Below are 18,440 nucleotides of genomic sequence, written 5' to 3'. Positions count from 1 at the left end.
CCATAAAAAAATAGTTTAAAGTATAAAGCGGTAAAACTTTAAACCTTAAACTATTTTAAATTTGAAACGAATTTTATATTATGCAGGAACTTCAGTTAATGTTACTGCTTCTTTTATTCTTCTTAGTGCTTCTCTCAATAAATCTTCGCTTGTGGCGTAAGAAAAACGGATGCAATTAGGGTTTCCGAATGCGTCACCGGTTACAGTTGCTACATTTGCTTCGCCCAAAAGATACATTGAAAAGTCATTAGCATCTTTGATTAAAGTTCCTCTCAATGTTTTTCCGAAGAAAGAAGATACGTCTGGGAATACATAAAAAGCACCTTCAGGAACGTTTATTTTCACTCCTGGAATGTCTTTTAATAAACCTACAACTAAATCTCTACGGCTATGGAAAGCGTCAACCATATATTTTAAAACACTTGGATCAGCATCTACGGCAGTAATGGTGGCACGTTGAGCAATACTATTGGCTCCACTTGTTACTTGTCCTTGTATTTTGATACAGGCTTTAGCAATGAATTCCGGTGCGCCAATATATCCAATTCTCCATCCTGTCATAGCGAAAGCTTTTGCAACACCGTTTACAGTGATGGTTCTTTCTAACATGCCTGGAATAGATGCGATACTACAAAAAGTCCCAGAGAAATTGATGTGCTCATAGATTTCATCAGCAACAACGTAAACGTTTGGATATTTTTCCAAAACTTTAGCCAATGCTGTTAATTCTTCTCTATTGTAAACAGATCCGCTTGGGTTACAAGGAGAACTGAACCACATCATTTTTGTTTTTGGAGTGATAGCAGCTTCTAATTGTTCTGGTGTGATTTTGAAATCAGTATCTACAGAAGTTGGAACTTCTACAGGAACTCCACCAGATAATTTTACAATTTCGAAATAACTAACCCAGTAAGGAGCAGGTAAAATTACTTCGTCACCATCATTCAGCATTACTTGCGCAATGTTGTATAAAGATTGTTTTGCTCCAGTTGAAACTACAATTTGAGATGGTTTATATTCTAAATCATTGTCTCTTTTGAATTTTCTACAGATTGCTTCTTTTAAATCAGCATATCCTTCCACTGGAGAATAGGTACTGTAATTTTCGTCAATCGCTTTTTTAGCAGCTTCTTTGATGAAGTCTGGTGTATTGAAATCAGGCTCGCCTAAACTTAAGCTGATAATGTCTTTTCCTTGTGCTTTTAATTCTCTGGCCAAAGCCGCCATTGCTAATGTTTGCGATGTGGCTAAGTTGTTAATTCTGTCTGAAAGTGGATTCATTTTTATTAGTGGTTGTAGTTTAATATTGTGTTGATATGCGTTGCGATTATACAAGTTCTGGTTTCATTCCTAATTCTTTCAAATGTTTGAAATGAGCAACAACAGCGCTTCGCATTGTTTTATATTCGTAATAAGGCAAGTTGCATTCCTGAGCAGTTTCTTTTACGATTTTTGCAATTTTACCGTAATGAACGTGACTGATATTTGGAAAAATATGGTGTTCTATTTGGTGATTTAATCCTCCAGTGTACCAATTCACGATGCTGTTTTTTGGAGCAAAATTAGTTGTGGTAAACAATTGGTGAATGGCCCAAGTATTGTCCATTTCTCCTAATTCATTTGGAGACGGATTAGTGGTTTCTTCCACAACGTGTGCCAATTGGAATACAATACTTAAAATTAATCCCGCAGTATAATGCATGATAAAGAAACCAATAAGTACTTTCCACCAAGTGATTCCTATCACAATAGGCAACACAATCCAAATAGATACGTAAATAACTTTTGTAATTATTAAAGTTGTCCAAAGTGTTTTTGGGCTTTTGGCTTCACCGTATGATAATTTTCTTTTAAGATAACTTCTCATTTGCTTGAAATCAGTGGTGATAGCCCAGTTGAAAGTTAGCAATCCATATAGAAATACAGAATAATATTGTTGAAAACGGTGAAAACTATACCATTTTGCTTCTTTTGTAAAACGAATAACACGCCCAGCATCTAAGTCTTCATCATGACCTGGAATGTTTGTGTAAGTATGGTGTAAAACATTATGTTGCACTTGCCAATTGTATACATTTCCTGCAAGGACATAAATAGTACCTCCCATAAATTTATTAACCCAATTCTTGTTAGAATAAGATCCATGATTCCCATCGTGCATTACATTCATTCCCACTCCAGCCATGCCTATTCCCATTACGATTGTTAATAGAAGATGAGCCCAAAATGGCATACCGAGTGTCAGAATTAAAAAGTAAGGCGCAAGAAAAACAGTAAACAAAATTATGGTCTTCAAATAAAGTCTCCAATTTCCTGTTTTTGAAATGTTATTTTCCTTGAAGTAGTTGTTAACCCGAGAGTTAAGAGTTCTGAAAAACTTCAGATTATCTTGCTTTGCAAATGTAGGTGCGGTATTGGTCATATAATTTAATAAAGTTCAAAGGTAATTATTATAAATTTTTCGATATACAAAATTGAGATAAATATTTTAACTCTAAAGTATTACTTTTGTTAAAAAATTAGAACATGGACGAGATTCTTAAGTATTTTCCTAATTTGAATGATATTCAGAAAGATCAGTTTCAAAAATTGGATTTTCTATACCACGATTGGAACGAAAAAATAAATGTTATTTCGAGAAAAGATATTGATGCTTTGTACACCAAACATATTTTGCATTCATTGGGAATTGCCAAAATTATAAAATTTGAGCCTGGAACTTACGTTCTTGATGTTGGGACGGGCGGGGGATTTCCGGGTATTCCTTTGGCCATTCTTTTTCCTGAAACTCGTTTTCATTTGATTGATATTATTGCCAAAAAAATTAAAGTGGTTCAGGCTGTTGCCGAAGGCTTGGAGCTGAAAAATGTAAAAGCAGAGCAATTGCGTGCCGAATTAGTGAAAGGTGATTTCGACTTTATCGTGAGCCGTGCCGTTACTAATATGCCAGATTTTGTTTCTTGGGTAAAAGATAAAATTAAAAAGAAAAACAAGCACGAGCTGAAAAATGGGATTCTTTATCTAAAAGGCGGTGATTTAACGGAAGAATTGAAAGATTTCCCGAAAGCTACAGAATATAATTTGGCTGACTTTTTTGAAGATGAATTCTTTGAAACTAAGAAGGTGGTGCATTTACCTTTGAAGTTTCAATCATAGTGTTAAGATCTATATAAAATGTAAAAAAGCCGAATCTAAATTTTAGATTCGGCTTTTTGTGTATCAGAAAATCCTTTAAGACTTTCGACTTTCAAACTTTAGGACTTATTTATTCTCCTAAAAACGCGTATCTGTAATCTACTGGAGTGATAAAAGTTTCTTTGATGGTTCTTGGTGAAGCCCAACGCAGTAAGTTCAATGCTGAACCCGCTTTGTCGTTCGTTCCTGATGCTCTTGCACCACCAAAAGGTTGCATTCCTACAACAGCTCCCGTTGGTTTATCATTTATGTAGAAGTTACCGGCAGCATTTTGCAATTTCGTAGTAGCTTGCTCAATCGCATAACGGTCTTTACTGAAAACCGCACCTGTTAGGGCATATTCTGAAGTCGTATCAACCAACTCTAAAGTTTCTTCCCATTTGTCGTCTTCGTAAACGAAAATCGTCATTACAGGTCCAAACAATTCGGTTTCCATTGTTGAATAATGAGGATTTGTCGTTACGATAATCGTTGGTTCAATAAAATAACCAACAGATTTGTCATAATTTCCTCCAACTATAATTTCGGCATCAGCATCTTTTTTGGCTTGGTCAATAAAACTAGCCAATTTGTCGAATGAACCTTCGTGAATAACTGCAGTGATGAAATTTCCGAAATCTTCCGGAGAACCCATTTTCATTGATTTTGTGTCGGTGATCAGTTGTTCTTTTATTGCTGGCCACAAACTTCTAGGAACATAAGATCTTGAAGCTGCAGAACATTTCTGACCTTGATATTCAAATGCACCACGAACAATTCCTGTTGCCACTTGTTTTGGATTCGAACTTGGATGCGCGATGATAAAATCTTTTCCTCCAGTTTCTCCAACAATTCTCGGGTAGGTTTTGTAATGGTGAATGTTTGTTCCAATTTTTGCCCATATATCTTTAAATACATGAGTTGAACCTGTAAAGTGAATTCCAGCGAAATCACGGCTTGCCAAAACAGTATCAGTAATCATCAAAGCATCTCCAAAAACAACGTTGATAACGCCATCAGGAACTCCTGCTTCTTTGAAAACTTCAATGATGATTTGTGCAGAGAAAACTTGGCTGTCGCTTGGTTTCCAGATCACAACATTTCCCATCATAGCAGCACTTGCAGGAAGATTTCCGGCAATTGCAGTAAAGTTGAATGGTGTAATCGCGTACACAAAACCTTCAAGAGGTCTGTACTCTAATCGGTTCCACATATCCGAATTAGATTTTGGTTGATCGTTGTAAATTTGTGTCATGAATTCTACGTTGAAACGTAAAAAATCAATAAATTCACAAGAAGCATCAATCTCTGCTTGATGTATGTTTTTTGATTGTGCAATCATTGTTGCTGCATTTATTCTTGCTCTATAAGGACCTGCAATCAATTCAGCTGCTTTTAGGAAAATAGCGGCTCTTTGTTCCCAAGCCATATTTGCCCATGCTGTTTTAGCTTCTAATGCGTTTGCAATCGCTTGCTCAACATGAGATTTTTCGGCTAAATGATACGTTCCTACGATATGTTTGTGATCGTGAGGAGCGGTCATATTTTTTGTGTTTCCAGTTCTAATTTCTTCGCTTCCAATATATAATGGCACATCGATTTTAGAATTCCACATTTTTGTGTAAGCTGCTTGTACAGCTGCTTTTTCTGGTGAATTTGGTGCGTATCCTTTTACTGGTTCGTTTACCGCTTTTGGTACATGAAAAAATCCTTTTAACATATTTGTAAAATTATAAAATTAGAAATCCTTGTAGTGTGTTTTTAAATATTGCACAAAAGTACGAATGATTGTTTGAAAAATAGACATTTTTGCTGTAAACTAAAAGTGATGTATTTAGATGGAGTGTTTTAGCCCAGATAGAAATGGAAAGCTTTTTGTGGTCTCGTTATATTTTTTCTTGTGAAATAAGAGCGACTTTAGAAGCTCCTTATTTAACTTAGAAAAAAATAAAGGAGGATACGAAAACTTGAAGGGAAGAGCTGGATGAGCTCCTTAAAAAAATGGGGTAAATTCTAATTCAAGGCAAATGGTGCGCACAATCTAAAAGTTGGCACTATCACTTTGAAATTTTTTGTGGAAGTAAAATTGATCATGTTAAAATAACCTTTCATGGCGCCATAAGGAGACGACAATAAACAACCAGAACTGTAGGTGTGAAATTCACCTGGTTTTAGAACTGGTTTTTTACCAATTATTCCTTCACCATCTACGGTTTCTATTTCATTTAAGGAGTCGAAAATTTCCCAATGACGAGAAATTAACTGAACAGAATCTTTACTGTGGTTTTCAATTGTAATTTCATAACTAAAGGCAAAGTGAATCTTATAGTTTTTGAAGTAGGTTCCTTCAAAACTAGTCAATACCGATATTTTTATGCCTCTTGTTATTTGAGAAACCATGCTAAATAAATAATTTAGGTTCTTAATACTGACAAATTTACGAAAAATTGATTTCGTTTTGCTGTTTTTAGAAAAGTTTTTTTAGTTGATGATATTTAGTGAATTGGCAGTTCCTTTCCCAATTACTCTATCATAGCGGTCATTGTTTTCGCGGTAATAAACAATTATTGAATATTCATTTTCTGTTTGATAGAAATTTCCGTCAATTGCATTTTCGTGATCAATAATTCCTTTACTGTCCGCAACGGTATATTGGAAATTTGTAAATCCTTGTTTGATCAAAATGGCTTTTTCATAGATTCCTTTTTTAGGATTATAGTCCATTTTATTTTCGGGAGTCAGATTGTAATTATTAAACATTCCGGTGATGTAAATATCTTTATTGATTCTAAAAGCTGGAGCAGAAAGACTAAAATAGACCCAGACATAATCGGCTTCGATTTCGTTCTTCTCCGCATTGATGTTCTTAACGACAAAATTCCCGTTGATATCTTCGGTTACAGAATAAGGAAAAGTAGCTCGGGCATTATTGGTATATAAATAAGAACTGTAGATTTCATTATCTGCATTTACTCTTGCAACATTATTATTTGCTGCTCTGATCTCTTTATTTTCAAAATATAAAAACTCGTTTCCTGCCCAAAATTGGGTTTGAGTATCATATTTATAAACTAAATCATTCCCGATGGTATATTGGGGAGAAATGTTTTTAATAGCATTATTGCATTGTCCATTTTGAAGTATAACCACTTTTATGTTTTTCAATGGATTTTGAAATGTAAGGGTGTTCGATTTTATTGTAAATTCTAAGTTGTGTTTAAAATCTAAATTACTGACGGTTCTTGCTCGTTTTACCTGAATAGGAACTGTGGCCAAATCTTCATAGAGAATGAATTTTCTAGAGAAAACGACTTCTCTTTCTTCATTTAAAATTTTGAGAATGTAATTTCCGCTAATCAGTAATTGTGTAAATTGATTTGGAATCGACAGTTTGTAGTGCGAATAGATTTGCAAAGTATTGAACGAATTGGTGTAATCTGTGATTCGTTGGTTATCAAAACCTTTTAAATACTCGCTTTTTGGTATTTGCGAAGGTGTCCAATTGTAATCACAATGTGCGATTTCATAATAATAGTTTGCCTCGTTGCCAAATAAGTCATCAAATTGCAATTGAAATCCTTCTCCTAATTTCAGGATTGGAATTATATTTTGGTTGCTTTGCGAAACAGAAATGGTTTTGATATTATACGGCGGAGCCACTTCATTTTCTACTTGAGCAAAAGTGAAATAAGAGGAAAAAAGCAGGAATAGCGAAAATATTTTGAGAAAGTTTTTTGTCATCTTATGTATTGCTTGGACATTGTAAATATAGTAATTCGGATTCATTTTAATCAGCGTTGTTTTTATGTAAAAAACTAAGATGTATTTGTGCGTAATTTCTGTTAAATATTTTGTAATAATTGAGTGAAAATTAAATTTATCTTTTTAGATTTGACTAAAAATAAACCAAACAATATGAAACAACTTAGTAAGTTAGCTTTAGGGCTATTACTATTTCCAGCAGCGATTTTTGCGCAGGAAATTGATTTTTCAAAAGCGATTCCTTTTGATTCCAGTGTTAAAACAGGAAAACTAAAAAACGGTCTTACCTATTACATCAAGAAAAATGCCAAACCAGAGAACAAAGTCGATTTAAGACTTGTAATCAATGCAGGCTCTATCCTCGAAAATGATGACCAACAAGGACTGGCTCACTTTATGGAGCACATGAGTTTCAATGGAACGAAACGTTTTCCAAAAAACAAATTAGTTGATTACCTACAAAGTATTGGTGTGAAATTCGGGCAACATTTGAATGCTTATACGAGTTTTGAAGAAACAGTTTATTTTCTTCCAATACCATCAGATAGTCCGGAAAAATTAGAGAATGGTTTTAATATCATTGAAGATTGGGCCTTTAATGCAAACCTGACTCCGGAAGAAATTGATAAGGAAAGAGGTGTTGTGCTTGAAGAATACCGTTTGGGTTTAGGTGCTCAAAAAAGAATGATGGGTCGTTATTTGCCAAAAATGATGTACAAATCTCATTATGCAGATCGTTTGCCAATTGGTAAAAAAGAAATTTTGCAAAACTTTAAATACGACAAACTTGTAAGTTTCTATAAAGATTGGTACCGCCCAGATTTAATGAGTGTTATCGTTGTTGGAGACATTGATGTAGCCGAAATGGAGAAAAAAGTTATTGCTCACTTTTCGAACTACCAAAATCCTAAAAATGAAAAACCAAGAAAAACTTTTGAGGTACCAAATCACAAAGAAACTTTCGTCGCAATTGAAAGTGACAAAGAAGCAACAAGCGCACAAGTGCAATTGGTGTATAAGGATTATGGTATGCCGAAACCGGTTGTTACCGTAAAGGATTTTAAAGATTATGTAGTAGAAGGATTATTTACCACCATGTTGAATTCAAGGTTGAGCGAATTGACAAATTCTGCCACACCTCCTTTTACTTATGGATATTCCTATCACGGTGAAACTTGGGCAAGAAACAAAAAAGCGTATCAGTCAGTAGCAATGTCGCAAGAAGATAAGCAATTAGATGCTTTGAAGGTTTTGGTTACTGAGAATGAAAGAGCTAAGAAATTTGGTTTTACACAAGGAGAATTAGATCGATCAAAAGCTGAGTTTTTAGCTTCTATCGAAAAATCATACAATGACAGAAATAAAACCAATTCAGAAAGTTTTGTTGGGGAATACCAAGCTAATTTCTTAGAAAAGGAACCGACTCCAGGAATTGAATGGACATTTGGTACAATGAAACAAATTTTGCCTACAATTGAGTTGAAAGATGTAAATGGTTTTATAAAAGAATACATCAAAGATGACAATCGCGTTATTGTTCTAACTGGACCAGAAAAAGCAGGTCTTAAAAAACCTTCAGAGCAAGACGTTTTGAATGTATTAAAAGTGAATGTTGACCAAATTAAACCTTATGAAGATGTAGCTGTGGCCAAAGGCCTTTTGAGAGAAGACGTTGTTTCAGGAACTATCATTAAAAGAGAAAGCAATGATATTATGGGAACAAAAACCTTGCTTCTTTCTAACGGAGCTAAAGTTACTTATAAAAATACCGACTTTAAAAATGATGAAATTCTTTTTGAAGCAGTAAGTTTAGGTGGAAGCAATTTGTATTCTAATGAGGTAATGAAAAAAGTTCAGTTTGCTAACGGAGCTTTAACAGAAGCTGGTTTCTCAGGTTTGAAATTGAATGATATCAATAAATTTATGACAGGTAAAATCGCCAGTGTAAATCCTTATATCGGAAATACAACTGAAGGTTTGAGAGGGAAAACTACTCCTAAGGATTTAGAGTATTTGTTCCAAATGACTCATGCTTATTTTACAGATTTAAATTTAGATGCAACTGCTTTTGAAGGTTACAAACAAAAACAATCTGCTTTTTTCAAAAATATGGCATCACAACCAGGATTCTTTTTTCAACAAGAATTTTACGGTTATTTGAACAAGGAAAATCCAAGATTTAATGGTTTGATCCCAAATGAAAAAACTTGGGGTGAAACGGATTATACTTTAGCCTATAATAAATACAAAGAGCGTTTTGCAAATGCTGGAGATTTTGAATTTTATTTTGTTGGAAATGTTGATGACAAAACAATGGAAGCCTATGCCACTAAATATTTAGCGTCGTTGCCTTCTACAGATAAGAAAGAAAAAGCGACTGATTTAGGGTACAGAATGCTTAAAGGTGATTTGAAAAAAGTGGTGAATAAAGGAACTGATCCAAAAAGTTCTGTAACTATTATGTATTATGGTGACGCTGTTTATTCTGATAAAGAAGCTGCCGCGATGGAAGCCTTAGGCGAAGTTTTGACTATAAAATTAATTGAAGAGTTAAGAGAAAACGAAAGCGGAGTATACGGAATCAGCGCAAGAGGAAGTATGAATAAAGTACCAAATGGTTCATATAATTTTAGTATAGGTTTCCCATGTGGACCAGAAAATACGGAGAAATTAACTGCTTCTGCATTAAAAGAATTGCAAAAAATAATTGACAACGGACCAGAAGCAAAAGATGTTGTTAAATTTAAAGAAGCGGAATTACTTGACTACAAAAAGAATATTAAAGAAAATAAATATTGGTTAAGCAATTTTACTAAGTCTTTTATAAACGGAAAAAATCCAGGTGAGATTCTTCAAACGGAAGAAAAAATCAGTGAAATAACGGCAAAAGACATTCAGAATGTGGCCAAAAAATATCTTACAAAAGATAAAGTGGTTGGAATGTTGATGCCGGAGAAAAGCTAATGATCTTTGTTATTTAATACTAAAAAGCCCGCTAAATATTTTTTTAGTGGGCTTTCTTATTTACTGTCTGAACTTGTTTATTTAAAACAAACAGGAATGATTTCCCCTTTTGCCAAACAATATTTTTCTACTAATTCCGGTGCTATTTTATTAGTGTAATCTTCTTCTATTACTTTGAAACCGATGCTTCTTAATTTGTCAAAATAATCTCGTCCATAGATACGAACGTGGTCATATTGCCCAAAGATTTTAGCTCGTTCTTTTTGGTCTGTAATGCTATCATCGGCAAACGTAGTAGCTCTGGACAAATCTTGTGGAATTTGTAAAATCGCCATTCCACCGGGTTTCAAAACCCGATATAACTCCTGCATTGCTTTTGTATCGTCTGGTATGTGTTCCAAAACGTGATTGCAAAGTATAACATCATATTGATTGTCTTCAAAAGGCAAATCACAAATGTCTGCTTTCACATCGGCCAATGGCGAAAATAAATCGGTTGTGGTGTAATCCAGATTTTTTTGATTTCGAAACAATTTATAGAATGCTTGTTCTGGTGCAAAATGCAATACTTTCTTTTTTGTTGTCGAAGTAAAAAAATCAGTTTGTTCATTCAAATATAGCCAAAGCAAACGATGTCTCTCTAATGAAAGTGTACTTGGTGAAAGAACGTTGTTCCTTTGTGTTCCGTAACCGTAAGGCAAGAACATTTTGAAACTTTTTCCGTCAATAGGATCCGTGAATGTAGTTCCTTTTAATGCAAAGGCAAGAACGGGGCGCGCTACATAACTTAATCTGATCAATAAAGGACGCGGTATTGTATTAAGTATTAATTTAAAAAGTTTTTTCATTACAATACCAAAGGTGTTTTTCTAAATTCATCCTCTTCATTACTCACAATTCCTAATGCCTTATACACATAAGCGAACGTCGATAGTATTTCTGGTTTTCCATCGATAATAGCAACATCATGTTCAAAGTGGGCACTTGGTTTTCCATCAGCAGTAAGGATTGTCCAACCGTCTTTCAATTGTTTGATGTTTCTGGTTCCCATGTTAATCATAGGCTCAATTGCCACAACCATTCCTTCAACAAAAAGCTTTCCTCTTCCTTTTTTACCATAATTTGGCATTTCAGGATCTTCATGCATTTTTTGTCCTAATCCGTGTCCGACTAGTTCACGAACAACTCCATAACCATGTGCTTCGGTATATCTTTGGATAGCATTACCTACATCTTCTACGCGGTTCCCTAATTTCAATTCGCGGATTCCTACGTATAATGATTCTTTGGTTACCTGCAATAATTTTTTGGTTTCCGGAGCGACTTCACCAATCTCAAAAGAATAGGCATGATCACCATGGTATCCATTTTTATAAGCGCCACAATCTACTGAGATTACATCACCACTCTCTAATGGTTTATTGTTTGGGATTCCATGAACTACTTGAGCATTTGGACTCATACAAAGTGAATTTGGGAATCCGTATAGACCAAGAAAACTTGGCTCAGCTCCGTGGTCACGTATAAATTCTTCGGCTAATTTGTCCAGATATAAAGTGGTAACTCCTTCTTTTATTTCAGAAGCAATCATCCCTAATGTTTTTGATACTATTAATGCACTTTCGCGCATTAATTCTATTTCTTCGCGTGATTTTACAATGATCATATTACTTGTTTTTCAGTTTGCAAAAGTACGATTTTATAAATTATTTAATCGGGATTGGCCATAATTTTAAAAAGCTCTGAATTTGAGACGTAAAATCGATTCTCTAAAGCAATTTGTGAAAGTTGTGCACTAACCAAATTATTTTCCCGCGTATTGATTAAAAACAAAGAACTTTCTCCAAAAGAAAACAATCTTTCCTCTGAATTTAACATCGTGAGATTATCTTCTACTAAACCTTTTATCAACTCTTTTTGTATTAGTAACGATTCAATTTCCATTTTTTGGGCATTGATTTTATTGGACAATTGTACTTTTTCTAAGTCCAATGCAAATTCAGTTTCCTGAACTTTGTATTTCGCCAGTTTCAAACTTCCGCGTTCTTTTCTTAGAAATAAAGGAAAATAAAAATCTAGACCTATTTTGTAGTCCTTAAATTGGTAATTATCAATATAGCTGGGTTCCGATAAATAGGAGTAGCCCACATCAATTTTTGGTAAAAGCATATTGGCTTTTAATTTTTTCTCCACATTCAAGATGTCAATTTTACTTTGTAGCGCATTTATTTTTGGATGATTGGTGATGGAGAAATCGGCGTTTAACAAATCATTCGTTTTTAAACTTTCCTGAATCGTGAACTCTAACTGTGTTTCGGGAATCAATTGCTCTGATAATTCAAGCGGAATGTTATTTTCCAACCAAAGGAAATTAGCAAGTTCTAATTTGGCTTTAGCCAATTTAAGTTTGGAATCTTCTAAATTTAATATTCGGTTTTTTACAATGATTCCGGATTCAATACTGTCAATTGCAGGTTTGTCACCTTGAATGATTAAGGTTTTAATTCCTTTGAAACGTGTTTGTGCATTTTTATTATATTCTTCATATAGCTTTACTTCGTTGAAGTTTTTCTTCCAATTAAAATATGCCAAAGAAGCATCATACAGAACCGCTATGGCCTGCAATTTTCTTTCTGATTGACTCAATTGCATTTGAATCTTTGCTTTTCGAACATCGGCCATTCTTTGATTAATAAATAATCCTTGTCCCAGCGGAACACTAATTCCCAATGAAGTCAAGCCTTGATTAGGAACCGTATTTTCAGGATTGAGATACACTCCTTCAGTGTTGTCAAATCCTGCTTTTATCTCGATTCCATACCAAGTTGGGATTTTGAAACTGCTGTTTAAAATCGAATAATATTCTTTGTCTTTGAATTGTTTTTTGCTGAAATCTACCTCGATTTTTGGATCAAACCCACCTCGTGCCATCATCAAATTAGCTTGTGCTTTATTGATTTCTAAGTTGGCATTTTTAACTAATGGATGGTATTTTTTTACATAACCTAAAAACTCGGTATAAGTAAGTTCTTTGGATGGAAATTCCTGTCCAAAAACGGTAAAACCAAATAATAAAAAAGCGAAAAGGAGTTGTTTCATTATTTCTTTTCTTTTGTTGTTTTTGTTGCAGTTTTGTAATAGTTAGGAGGGAAACCGTTTAGTGTTCTCCATATTTCAAACCATATTGGCACATTGTGTAATAGAGCAATAGTTTGGGCTCCCGAACCAATGCTTAATTGTTTTGGCCATTTTGCTTCGGAAGAATCAGGGGCAATTAAGACTCTGTATTTGCCATTTTCACTGATGAAATTTTCTATTGCTACAACTTTACCTCCAAAAGTTCCGTATGACATGTCTGGCCATCCTGAAAAAACGATCGTAGGCCATCCGTCAAACCAAACACGTACTTTTTCGCCTTTACTTATTAAAGGCAAGTCGATTGGATTTACAAATGTCTCCACTGCAATATCATAATTCGATGGCATAATTGTGGCTATTGGTGTACCTTCCTTAATAGTTTCTCCAATGCCGGATTGCAACGCTCTGTTGATATAACCACTTTGTGCGGCTTTGATATAATACATACCATTTCGAATACTATAATTAGCATATTGATTTTCTAATTTATTTACTTGCGCATCAGTATCATATTGGCTGCTCATTGCCGTGAATTTATCGCTGTTGGCTTTAGAAACTTTTTCTGAATACTCAGCGGTTATCCTGTTGATCTCTACTTTTGCGTTTATAAATTCATTTTTACTGGTTAAGTATTTGTTTTCTTGAGTAATGATTTTTGCTTCAACTTCTTGTAATTTTAACCTCTTGTCTTCGGTATCGGTTAATGGTTTTAAACCTTCTTTGTTCAATTGCAAGGACCTGTTGTATTGTGTGTTTGCGATCTTTAGTTGTGTTTTAACGGCAACGAGATCCATACTGTCACTTTTTATTTTTAAAAATGATTGTTTGATTTTATTTCGCGCCTGTTCTAGTTTTAATGTTTTTTCGGTTTCAATAGCTTGAATTTGTGCTCCCAGGGTATTTACCTTTGAACCATACGATTGTAAAGATTGTTTTTTTGCATTCATCTGGTTTTTAGTATTTTCTACCAAATTAGGGTCCATATAATCCTCTTTAATCTCCGAGATAAAAAGAATAGTATCTCCTTTCTTTACAAAATCACCTTCTTGTACATACCATTTCTCTATTCGACCAGAAATAACACTTTGAATAGATTGTGGTCTTTGGTTTGGTTTTAATGTAGTTACAGCTCCAGTTCCTGAAACGTTTTGTGTCCAAGGTAAAAACAGTGCAATTACGCCAATTATTGAAACACCTGCTATAATTCTGTTTAAGATTTTATAATGTGGTCTGTTCCCTAAATTTTTCACTGTTTCGTATTGATTTAGTGATGGAAGTTTTGTTTTATTGTCGGATATGTTTAGCATGATGTATCAGTTTTTGAATCCAATTGAATGAATCCGTTTTGCATGGTAATTCTTCGGCTGCATTTGGTTTTCCAATGCGGATTTTTTGAGGAAACTATAATTGTCCATTTGTTTTTATCGGAAGTAATAAAATCAATAATTTCATTAGCTACTTTTTCATCCATACTATCAGTTGGATCTTCGTAAAAAAGTATTTTAGGTCTGTGAATAATACTTCTCGCCAATAATATCTTTTGTGCATTAGAAGAAGATAATTGCTTTCCTTCAGGGAAAAGCTTAGAATCTAAGCCTTTGGGTAATGATTTGATAAAGGAACTCAGTTGAACGCCATCAATCGCCCATTTTATATCTTCGAAAGGTATTGATGAATCGTTAAAAGTGATGTTTTCTAATATTGTCCCTTCAAATGGAGTTTCACTTTGGATAACTCTTCCTATTTGTGATCGATATTGTTTGAGGTTTATTTTTCTAAACGTATCATCATTGATGTAGAAAGAACCGGATATGGGCTGTATTAAACCAGCAAGCAATCGTATCAGGGTTGTTTTCCCGGAACCGTTGTCACCTTCAATTACTATTTTTTCTCCTTGTTCAATTTTCAAGCTGATTTTATTTAGGACCTCGTTTTCTGAATCAGGAAATTTGAATTTAATGTTTTCTGTTTCCAAAACGATATTTGTGTAGCACGTTTCACTTTTTATATTTGAATCTTCTTCTAACTCTAAATCTGTCACTTGTCCTATTTTTTCGATAGAAGTTAGTACATCATATAAAGTTTCCAATCCAATAATTATTTTTTCAACCGAATTTATTACCAATAAAATAATGATTTCTGCAGCGACAAACTGCCCAATATTCATTTGTTGGGACAAGACTAAAAAACCACCTATTGATAGTAAACTGGCAGTAATAATGATTTTAAAAATAATTAACTGAGTGAATTGTCTTTTAATTATATTGAAATGTTTTTCGCGGTAGTTGAGATAATCGGTTACGATATGATTGTTTTTTTCTAAAGCAAAATCATAATTAAGTTCATTTTTGAAACTGAAATTATTACGCGCCATTTCCTGCAGCCAACTGGCAACTTTATATTTGAATTTTGACTCTTTCAAACTAGTTTCCAATCCTGATTTATATGAAAACCTGAAAATGAAATAGAGGAGAAAAAGCAATAAAATACCAAATACAATGAAGTAGGGGTGGTATAATGACAACAATAGAATTCCAAAAACAATTTGAAGTAAGGCTGCCGAAAAATCTATTAATAACTTAGAAGTTCCTTTTTGAATTGTCATAGTGTCAAAAAATCGATTTGCTAATTCAGGAGGGTAGTTATTGTACAATTGCTCTGATTTTATTTTTGGTAAACGTGCTGCAAATTCAAAAGAGGACCGAACAAATATTTTTTGTTGTAAATTTTCTGTAATTCGCAATTGCATTAGGGATAAAATCCCGACTAGCGCCACACCAAAAACAACTAAAATAATTAGAACAATCCATGAAGCACTAACTCTTCCAGATTGAATAAAATTGATAATGGCCTGGATTCCAAGAGGAAGAGACAAACTGATTAATCCAGCAAAAATGGCATAAAAGAATATTTGAGAAACATCTTTTTTGTCTAATGCAAGTAAATTGTAAAATCGTTTTAAAGGAGTCATGTTTTTTTTGTTTTTTAGTGTAAAACGTTTTCGATCAAATGGAGATAAAATTGTGTTGTACTTTTAGAAGTATTGCAATCAGTTATATTAGTAAAGTGTTCGGTCAAAAAGTGTTGATGTAAACTGCCTTCCACAATTGTAGAGACCAGAGATTTAGCATATAAATAACTTGGATTTACTTCCGTTACAATATTCACAATTCTGTTGATTACTCTTTTGTAAATTAGGAAAAAACCTTCTTTGTTTTCCTGGTCAACCTCTTTGGTGTGAAGCGTTTTTGTGAATTCCGCAATAATAATTTTGTTTAGAATAGCCTCATTAATGTGTTCGGTGCTGCTGTCATCGATTACTTTTTCGGTAACAATAGTGATTGCGTTTCTAAGTTTTTCTTTTGGGTCAGTAATATTTGTGGTGGCAAAAACAAGTTTGTATTCCATCCAGCTCCAATACCAAGAGGATAAATATACCAATAGTTTGTGCTTGTTTTCAAAATAACGGTATATGGAACTTTCATTAGAACCAATTTTTTCACCAAGCTTTTTGAACGTAAAATTGTCGAATCCAATTTCATCAATCAAAAGGATACTTTGCTCAATGATTTTTTTTCCCAAGGCAGACGTTTCGGGATCTTTAACATAGATTTTTTCGTTGACTTGTATTTTCAGATTGGATAGTATTGTATTCATAATTAATCATATTTTATGCAAATATAATAGTAATACTATCGATTATGAAATTTTAACTTTTATTTATAAAAAAAAGCTACTCGCATGGAGTAGCTTTTTTATGAATATTTGAATTAATTTTATTTAAAGTAATGAGTGACAAGTCATAACTTCTGGTTTTTCAACTCCCATTAATTCTAAAATAGTTGGAGCGATATCACCCAAAACACCATCGTGTATTTGTTTTAAATCTTTGTCGACCAAGATAATTGGAACTGGGTTTGTCGTATGGGCTGTATTAGGACTTCCGTCGGGATTAATCATGGTTTCACAGTTTCCGTGATCTGCAATTACAATAGTTGTATAATTGTGGGCTAATGCGGCTGTAATTACTTTTTCGACACATTTATCAACAGCTTCACAAGCTTTTATGGCAGCGCTCATAATTCCGGTATGGCCTACCATATCGCCATTAGCAAAATTAAGGCAAACAAAATCCGCTTCTTCTTTTTCCAATTCGGGAACCAATGCATCAGTCAATTCAAATGCGCTCATTTCTGGTTGCAAGTCGTAAGTAGCCACTTTTGGAGAATTTTTCAAGATGCGACTTTCGCCAACAAAAGGTAATTCTCTTCCGCCAGAAAAGAAGAAAGTAACGTGAGGATATTTCTCGGTTTCGGCAATACGAATTTGTTTTTTGTGTGCTTTTTCTAAGACTTCACCAAGAGTTTCGGTAATGTTATCTTTGTTATAAACAACTCTTACGTTTTTGTAGGTTTCGTCATAATTGGTTAGCGTTACATAATACAAATTTAATTTGTGCATGTTTTCCTCATGGAAATCTTGCTGCGATAGCGCTTCGGTCAGTTCTCTTCCTCTGTCAGTTCTAAAATTAAAGAATATAACTACATCATCATCTTCAATAGTAGCTAATGGTTTGTCATTTTCATCCACCATGACCATTGGATGAATAAATTCATCGGTTACATTAACTTCGTAACTTTCTTCTATTGAAGCAACAGCGTTTGTTGAATGTGTTCCAGTTCCGTTTACCAATAAATCGTAAGCTAGTTTTACTCTTTCCCAGCGTTTGTCCCGATCCATTGCATAATATCGCCCAATAACAGAAGCTATTTTAACAGTTGTATTGTCAATATAATCTTGTAAATCCTGAATATAATTTTTCCCGGATTTTGGATCAACATCGCGGCCGTCAGTGAAGGCGTGAACGAATACTTTTTGCAGTCCGTATTGCTGTGTTGCATCAATCAAACCTCGCAAATGTGAAGTATGGGAGTGAACACCACCATCAGAAACAAGACCTAAGAAATGTACTTTTTTATTGTTTTCTTTTGCATAAGTAAAAGCGTCAACTAATACTTGTTCTTTCGCCAAAGTATTATGCGCTACGGCAAGGTTTATCTTAGCTAAATCCTGATATACTATGCGGCCAGCACCCAAGTTCATGTGTCCTACTTCGCTATTTCCCATTTGTCCTTCTGGCAATCCTACATTTAAGCCATCAGTTCTAAGCTGTGCGCTTGGGAATTTTTTATAAAGACTATTTATAAATGGAATATTTGCATTATCGATTGCAGACACTTTCGGGTCAGGAGATTTCCCCCAGCCGTCTAATATCATTAGAATTACTTTTTTGTTCATCATAATATATTTTATACAAAGATAAAGTATTTCTAAAAACGTTCGAAGTATTCAAAACGACTATTATACATTCAGGAATTTACGCTATTAAAAAACAATAATTT

Annotated in this window: 14 protein-coding genes; 2 read left to right on the top strand and 12 right to left on the bottom strand. The window is 34.0% G+C overall.

All coding sequences use genetic code 11. The annotated features are described in order from the left end of the window. Window positions 1-78: 78 nt before the first annotated feature. Window positions 79-1,281 carry a pyridoxal phosphate-dependent aminotransferase gene (locus BUC23_RS01230; protein ID WP_073204783.1) on the bottom strand — a complete coding sequence of 401 codons (1,203 nt, stop codon included), beginning with the start codon at window positions 1,279-1,281 and terminating at the stop codon, window positions 79-81. Between the two features lie 46 nt (window positions 1,282-1,327). Beyond that, a complete protein-coding gene (locus BUC23_RS01225; protein ID WP_073204127.1) occupies window positions 1,328-2,422 on the bottom strand; it encodes a fatty acid desaturase family protein in 1,095 nt (364 codons plus the stop codon). 104 nt (window positions 2,423-2,526) lie between these two features. On the opposite strand from BUC23_RS01225, the gene rsmG reads away from it, so the two are divergent. Continuing rightward, a complete protein-coding gene (rsmG, locus tag BUC23_RS01220) occupies window positions 2,527-3,156 on the top strand; it encodes a 16S rRNA (guanine(527)-N(7))-methyltransferase RsmG (protein ID WP_073204124.1) in 630 nt (209 codons plus the stop codon). 109 nt (window positions 3,157-3,265) lie between these two features. Here the strand turns inward: rsmG and pruA are convergent, their stop codons facing one another. The 3 genes from pruA to BUC23_RS01205 form a co-directional block, all read right to left on the bottom strand. Next, window positions 3,266-4,894 carry an L-glutamate gamma-semialdehyde dehydrogenase gene (gene pruA, locus BUC23_RS01215; protein WP_073204121.1) on the bottom strand — a complete coding sequence of 543 codons (1,629 nt, stop codon included), beginning with the start codon at window positions 4,892-4,894 and terminating at the stop codon, window positions 3,266-3,268. 293 nt (window positions 4,895-5,187) lie between these two features. After that, on the bottom strand, window positions 5,188-5,574 hold the full coding sequence (gene apaG, locus BUC23_RS01210) for a Co2+/Mg2+ efflux protein ApaG (RefSeq protein WP_073204118.1): 387 nt from the start codon (window positions 5,572-5,574) through the stop codon (window positions 5,188-5,190). A gap of 81 nt (window positions 5,575-5,655) precedes the next feature. Further along, the gene (locus tag BUC23_RS01205) at window positions 5,656-6,915 is read right to left on the bottom strand and encodes a type IX secretion system plug protein (RefSeq protein ID WP_073204115.1); all 1,260 of its coding nucleotides are present in this window, start codon (window positions 6,913-6,915) and stop codon (window positions 5,656-5,658) included. Between the two features lie 174 nt (window positions 6,916-7,089). On the opposite strand from BUC23_RS01205, the gene BUC23_RS01200 reads away from it, so the two are divergent. Next, complete coding sequence (locus BUC23_RS01200; RefSeq protein WP_084538287.1) at window positions 7,090-9,900, top strand: M16 family metallopeptidase; 2,811 nt, start codon at window positions 7,090-7,092, stop codon at window positions 9,898-9,900. A 77-nt stretch (window positions 9,901-9,977) separates the two neighbouring features. Here the strand turns inward: BUC23_RS01200 and BUC23_RS01195 are convergent, their stop codons facing one another. From BUC23_RS01195 to gpmI, 7 genes are all read right to left on the bottom strand, one after another. Then, the gene (locus BUC23_RS01195) at window positions 9,978-10,748 is read right to left on the bottom strand and encodes a class I SAM-dependent methyltransferase (protein WP_073204112.1); all 771 of its coding nucleotides are present in this window, start codon (window positions 10,746-10,748) and stop codon (window positions 9,978-9,980) included. Continuing rightward, the gene (map, locus tag BUC23_RS01190; RefSeq protein ID WP_073204108.1) at window positions 10,748-11,566 is read right to left on the bottom strand and encodes a type I methionyl aminopeptidase; all 819 of its coding nucleotides are present in this window, start codon (window positions 11,564-11,566) and stop codon (window positions 10,748-10,750) included. The genes BUC23_RS01195 and map overlap by 1 nt, the downstream gene beginning before the upstream one ends. Before the next feature lie 44 nt (window positions 11,567-11,610). After that, on the bottom strand, window positions 11,611-12,999 hold the full coding sequence (locus tag BUC23_RS01185; RefSeq protein ID WP_073204094.1) for a TolC family protein: 1,389 nt from the start codon (window positions 12,997-12,999) through the stop codon (window positions 11,611-11,613). Next, window positions 12,999-14,345, bottom strand: coding sequence for an HlyD family secretion protein (locus tag BUC23_RS01180; protein WP_073204091.1), 1,347 nt, complete (start codon window positions 14,343-14,345; stop codon window positions 12,999-13,001). The genes BUC23_RS01185 and BUC23_RS01180 overlap by 1 nt, the downstream gene beginning before the upstream one ends. After that, window positions 14,339-16,009, bottom strand: coding sequence for a peptidase domain-containing ABC transporter (locus BUC23_RS01175; RefSeq protein WP_073204088.1), 1,671 nt, complete (start codon window positions 16,007-16,009; stop codon window positions 14,339-14,341). The genes BUC23_RS01180 and BUC23_RS01175 overlap by 7 nt, the downstream gene beginning before the upstream one ends. A gap of 14 nt (window positions 16,010-16,023) precedes the next feature. Then, on the bottom strand, window positions 16,024-16,695 hold the full coding sequence (locus tag BUC23_RS01170; RefSeq protein WP_073204085.1) for a TetR/AcrR family transcriptional regulator: 672 nt from the start codon (window positions 16,693-16,695) through the stop codon (window positions 16,024-16,026). Between the two features lie 123 nt (window positions 16,696-16,818). Then, entirely contained in the window at window positions 16,819-18,336 is a 1,518-nt protein-coding gene (gpmI, locus tag BUC23_RS01165) for a 2,3-bisphosphoglycerate-independent phosphoglycerate mutase (protein ID WP_073204081.1), read from the bottom strand. Between the last annotated feature and the right edge of the window lie 104 nt (window positions 18,337-18,440).

Source organism: Flavobacterium xinjiangense (assembly GCF_900142885.1).
In the GTDB taxonomy this organism is placed as follows: domain Bacteria; phylum Bacteroidota; class Bacteroidia; order Flavobacteriales; family Flavobacteriaceae; genus Flavobacterium; species Flavobacterium xinjiangense.
This window is presented reverse-complemented; position numbering and strand designations above follow the sequence as displayed.

What these genes read in the sequence shown, in the direction of transcription:
- map (WP_073204108.1), bottom strand. Translation starts at nt 11,566, where the DNA reads ATGATCATTGTAAAATCACGCGAAGAAATAGAATTAATGCGCGAAAGT.
- BUC23_RS01195 (WP_073204112.1), bottom strand. Translation starts at nt 10,748, where the DNA reads ATGAAAAAACTTTTTAAATTAATACTTAATACAATACCGCGTCCTTTA.
- gpmI (WP_073204081.1), bottom strand. Translation starts at nt 18,336, where the DNA reads ATGAACAAAAAAGTAATTCTAATGATATTAGACGGCTGGGGGAAATCT.
- BUC23_RS01175 (WP_073204088.1), bottom strand. Translation starts at nt 16,009, where the DNA reads ATGACTCCTTTAAAACGATTTTACAATTTACTTGCATTAGACAAAAAA.
- BUC23_RS01225 (WP_073204127.1), bottom strand. Translation starts at nt 2,422, where the DNA reads ATGACCAATACCGCACCTACATTTGCAAAGCAAGATAATCTGAAGTTT.
- BUC23_RS01170 (WP_073204085.1), bottom strand. Translation starts at nt 16,695, where the DNA reads ATGAATACAATACTATCCAATCTGAAAATACAAGTCAACGAAAAAATC.
- BUC23_RS01205 (WP_073204115.1), bottom strand. Translation starts at nt 6,915, where the DNA reads ATGACAAAAAACTTTCTCAAAATATTTTCGCTATTCCTGCTTTTTTCC.
- BUC23_RS01200 (WP_084538287.1), top strand. Translation starts at nt 7,090, where the DNA reads ATGAAACAACTTAGTAAGTTAGCTTTAGGGCTATTACTATTTCCAGCA.
- BUC23_RS01180 (WP_073204091.1), bottom strand. Translation starts at nt 14,345, where the DNA reads ATGCTAAACATATCCGACAATAAAACAAAACTTCCATCACTAAATCAA.
- rsmG (WP_073204124.1), top strand. Translation starts at nt 2,527, where the DNA reads ATGGACGAGATTCTTAAGTATTTTCCTAATTTGAATGATATTCAGAAA.
- BUC23_RS01230 (WP_073204783.1), bottom strand. Translation starts at nt 1,281, where the DNA reads ATGAATCCACTTTCAGACAGAATTAACAACTTAGCCACATCGCAAACA.
- apaG (WP_073204118.1), bottom strand. Translation starts at nt 5,574, where the DNA reads ATGGTTTCTCAAATAACAAGAGGCATAAAAATATCGGTATTGACTAGT.
- BUC23_RS01185 (WP_073204094.1), bottom strand. Translation starts at nt 12,999, where the DNA reads ATGAAACAACTCCTTTTCGCTTTTTTATTATTTGGTTTTACCGTTTTT.
- pruA (WP_073204121.1), bottom strand. Translation starts at nt 4,894, where the DNA reads ATGTTAAAAGGATTTTTTCATGTACCAAAAGCGGTAAACGAACCAGTA.